General features: G+C 45.2%; 5 protein-coding genes. 2 read left to right on the top strand and 3 right to left on the bottom strand.

What is annotated here, in order from left to right; genetic code table 11:
- Positions 1 to 284: 284 nt before the first annotated feature.
- The 3 genes from EWV84_RS05230 to EWV84_RS05220 form a co-directional block, all read right to left on the bottom strand.
- Positions 285 to 1,178, bottom strand: coding sequence for a tRNA (5-methylaminomethyl-2-thiouridine)(34)-methyltransferase MnmD (locus EWV84_RS05230; protein ID WP_287076904.1), 894 nt, complete (start codon positions 1,176 to 1,178; stop codon positions 285 to 287).
- A complete protein-coding gene (locus tag EWV84_RS05225) occupies positions 1,138 to 1,932 on the bottom strand; it encodes an alpha/beta fold hydrolase (protein ID WP_287076902.1) in 795 nt (264 codons plus the stop codon). The genes EWV84_RS05230 and EWV84_RS05225 overlap by 41 nt, the downstream gene beginning before the upstream one ends.
- Before the next feature lie 189 nt (positions 1,933 to 2,121).
- On the bottom strand, positions 2,122 to 2,721 hold the full coding sequence (locus tag EWV84_RS05220) for a superoxide dismutase (protein ID WP_287076900.1): 600 nt from the start codon (positions 2,719 to 2,721) through the stop codon (positions 2,122 to 2,124).
- A gap of 846 nt (positions 2,722 to 3,567) precedes the next feature.
- Between EWV84_RS05220 and psbH the strand changes: the two genes are divergently transcribed.
- Complete coding sequence (psbH, locus tag EWV84_RS05215; RefSeq protein WP_002736544.1) at positions 3,568 to 3,762, top strand: photosystem II reaction center phosphoprotein PsbH; 195 nt, start codon at positions 3,568 to 3,570, stop codon at positions 3,760 to 3,762.
- 104 nt (positions 3,763 to 3,866) lie between these two features.
- The gene (locus EWV84_RS05210; RefSeq protein ID WP_286824683.1) at positions 3,867 to 4,115 is read left to right on the top strand and encodes a TatA/E family twin arginine-targeting protein translocase; all 249 of its coding nucleotides are present in this window, start codon (positions 3,867 to 3,869) and stop codon (positions 4,113 to 4,115) included.
- Positions 4,116 to 4,252: the final 137 nt, after the last annotated feature.

Raw genomic sequence — 4,252 nt, 5'->3', positions numbered from 1 at the left:
TTCAGGGAAAAAGTCCCTGAATTTTCCCCCCAATCACTCCAAGGGTCGGCACTTTTTGAGGTCAAAAAAGTCTAAAAACCTTGTTGGATAAGGTTTTTAGATTTATTCAGCAAACCCTAGTTAGGGTCTGCTGAAAAAGTTTTTCGGTGGGGGTAGGGTGTGGGTTCAGGGAAAAAGTACCTCAATTTTCCCCCTGATCACTCCCATGCCTGGTACTTTTTGATTGACAAAAAGTCTAAAAGTCTTACCCAACAAGGTTTTTAGATTTATTCAGCAGACCCTAGTTAATGCCGAATTATCTCCCGGTCAATTCTTTGCCAACGTTTTTTCCAGTGGCTAGTCGGTTCTAAGTCACAGAGAGCCTGTTCAGTGCGACGACGTTGTATAATCACTTCGGCCGGGTCGGTTAAAGTCGGGTCTCGATAGGGAATAGCGGCTTTAGTTTGCAGATGTTCCCGTTCCTGTGCCGATAGAGATGGGGGTAAGGACAAAAAACTGGCTCTTGTCCCCGGCGATCGCCGCCCGACGCTATCGGTGGCCCCAATCTGCAATCCTGCTAATTGTAAAGCCCTTCGCACCGAGGCAGCACAGGAATAGGTGACTAAATAACCCGTCGGACTCAGGCATTTCGCCACTAAAGCTAAAAACTCCACTGTCCACAGTTGCGGACATTTACCCGGGGAAAAGGGGTCGAGAAAAATTGCCTCCGCTTGAAAACCCGCGTCAATCACCTTGGTTATCGTCTGTCGCGCATCCCCGATTAACAGTTTAGCCGTGATATTAGGCAAGTCTAGCCGGTGATTATGGGCAAAATCATTTAAATATTCGGGAATTGGTTGACTCCAACTATTTAAGAGATTTTCTCTAATCGCTGCTAGGGGAACCACTCGATCGCTTTCCAAAGCTAATAATTCTACCCGACAATCCCCCCTAACTTGCCAAATGGCCGCTAAGGCTGCGGCGGTATTATACCCTAAGCCGTAACAAATGTCAAGAATTTTTAGATTATTGCTCTGGTCTACTTTTGCTGCCAGACGACTAGAGAGGATAAATTTTTTCTCGGCTTCTTCCCTTGCCCCAGAGGTAGAATGATAACATTCGCCGAATTCGCTCGAAAAAAAGGTATAAGAACCATCCTCAGTGACTTTTTGCGGGTAGGTTTCGGGGGAGACAAGCATGGTGATGGAGAATGTCTTTGAGGTGAATATCGGTTTCCAGCAGGCAAGCGTGACCACTATTAGGCAGAATCGTTAATTTTGCCGCGGGTAACTGCTGAATTAGGCGTTTAGCCTCCGCTACCGATGGTAAAAGTCGGTCGCCTTGACTGGCTATCACTAACACCCCCAATTGCAGACGTTTTAACTCGCTGGCACTAACCTGAAACCGTTGTAACTGGGATAAACGCCAGCTAATCGTCTTCAGTGGGACGTATTGCATGGCTTTGAGGAGAGAGCGGCGATCTTCCCGGGATATTCGACCGAGAGCGGCGAGAAAGGGTAAAATAGTTAGTGCCGAGCTGCCGTGGATGAAATCGGGCATCATCTGGGTGATACCGATTCCCAAGCTTAAAAGAGGTCTTTGATTAAAAGAAGAAGCAGGGTTAATTAAAATCAGTTTTTTAATTAATTTTGGTGATTTTGTCGCTATTTTCAAGGCTAAACAGCCGCCAAAAGACTCACCGCAGAGATAGACTTTTCTCGATTGTCGCTTTAATTCCTGTTCCAATAAAGCGATCACGAGGCTGCTTAATTCCTCCCAATCACCGAGATATTGCGGGGAAATCACCAAACAACGCAGATCGAAGTAAGGAGCAAGGTTTTTAATCTGACGATGGTATAGTTGGCCGCTGCCATCCATTCCGGGTAAAAATACAAACAGGGGATAATCGGGACGGGGATGACGGGGAATAATCCAACTGACAGGTTGTTCCATGGTGCGAGAAGCGCGATCGATGTTAAAAAAGTTTTTTCTGGTTATCTATTTTAAGGATAATTAATATTAGAGAGATTTGCCAGTTTTAATAGTAAGACTAACCCCCAACTTATGGATGGTTTCTCTCTGCTCGCCAACCCCTGATAACTGATAACTGATAACTGATAACTGATTAACTGAGCCAAATTTTTAGGCCGCCGCTAAATTAGCAGCCACGAAATCCCAATTAACCAACTTGGTTAAAAAGTCACGGATGTAATCGGGACGACGATTTTGGTAATCGAGATAATAAGCGTGTTCCCACACATCCATAGTTAAGAGGGGAACCTGTCCGGCGGTTAAAGGATTGTCAGCGTTGCCGGTTTTGGTAACTTTGAGAGTACCGTTATCGAGAACCAACCAAGCCCAACCACTACCGAATTGAGTAGCGCCCGCAGTTTTGAAAGCTTCGACAAATTTCTCGAAACTGCCGAAATCTGCGTTAATTTTATCGGCTAAAGCACCGGTAGGCGCACCGCCACCACCCGGTTTCATGCAGTCCCAATAAAAACTATGATTCCATGCTTGGGCGGCATTGTTGAAAACCCCAGCTTTAGAGGCATCACCGGCAACCTTAACGATAACTTCTTCTAAAGAGAGAGCATCGAGTTCCGTATCTTTGACCAAACCGTTATAGTTATTGACATAAGCGGCGTGGTGCTTGTCGTGGTGGAATTCTAGGGTACTTTTGGTGATACAAGGCTCTAAGGCAGTGTAATCGTAGGGTAAAGGGGGAAGTGTGTAAGCCATGTGTTCTCTGTATCCTCTCTTGAGAGCTTGTTTAAGGTAGTGTTGTTAACCTTTTGTCAGTATTCAGCTTAACCAAGACGAATACCTTTGCAATAAAACTTTACATCCTCAATCATAGCACCGAAGGAGACTTGATCAGTGATCACTGATCGATCAGCTTTTTTCTCCCATCTCCCTTCTCCCCCATCACCTCAACCCCAACCCCTCACTGATAACTGATAACTGATAACTGATAACTGAAAAATCCTCCTATCGACCATCTCCTAAATCCTGAGAAGATCACCAAACAATGTTAGAATAATTCCCGTACTGTAGGCGCTTGCAGATTCTTGTGGGCGTGGCAGGGCAGGCGAAAAACGATTCCGTTAGGAATTAAACCAAAAAAGCTCCACTGGAAACAGCAGTAGATTTTATCGAAAATTTGGGTTGAAAACCCCGTCCTTTTAGGACGGCTTTGTGTTAAAATCTCAGTGGTCTAAAAAACCCGCCCTATCATAGATACTCCAGAATAAATATACTAGGTTGAAATTCCTGCAACGGGTTGACGATGAGTAAGGGGAAGCTGACGGCCGCTGGGAACTCCATGCTAGAGGCAAAACGTACCGCGGGTCGGTATGTACAAACCCAAAAAAGTATTGGTCGCCGGAAGACATACGTTCGACTTTAAACGGACGGGTCGGAAGGCATAAGACTACCCCTAAGGTAGCGGCATCCTGGGTCGCGTCAACCCCATTGACGCGACCATCCTAAAAAGGTGGCGTGGGGAGGAATCACCGCTCGTTTACGGCGGTGAGGATGTCAAGGATCAATACAAAATTATCATTTACAGATCTTTCTTGGTAACTTATGGCACAGCGTACACGCTTAGGTGAAATCCTTCGTCCCCTCAACTCAGAATATGGTAAAGTTTCTCCCGGTTGGGGAACTACCTTGCTGATGGGAGTGTTTATGGCTCTGTTTTTAGTCTTTTTGCTGATTATTTTACAGATCTACAACTCCTCCCTAATTTTAGAAGGATTTAATGTAGATTGGGGTCAGTAAGCAGATTCCAACAATCTCGTCGGCATTTTTGGCGGCAGAATTATCCCTCGGACTTTGGCAGGTGGGTTATTGCCCACCGCAAGTTTTTTATTAGGAGCAAAAAGATGAATATTTTTGGGATTGGATTGCCGGAAATGGGGTTAATTCTCTTGATTGCCCTGCTAGTTTTCGGACCGAAAAAATTACCAGAAATCGGTCGCAGTTTAGGCAAAACGATTCGAGGATTTCAAGAAGCATCAAAGGAATTTGAAAGTGAATTTAAGCGAGAGGCCGAGCAGATTGAAGACTCGGTAAAAATCAAAGCTGAATTAGAAGAAAGTCAATCTCCTAGCGATCGAACGCGTTCCAGTTAAGAACCGTGTAGAGTTGATACTCCCCGCCGTAAAACGGACGGGGATTCTTGGTTCAACGACAGGGCTTAAAAATCTAAAGGAAGTGTAACCTTCACCCTACGACCAAATACCCCATCTAAAGATGCAAATATCGAGCC

It is taken from the genome of Microcystis sp. M_QC_C_20170808_M3Col (assembly GCF_007095505.1).
Lineage (GTDB): Bacteria > Cyanobacteriota > Cyanobacteriia > Cyanobacteriales > Microcystaceae > Microcystis.
This window is presented reverse-complemented; position numbering and strand designations above follow the sequence as displayed.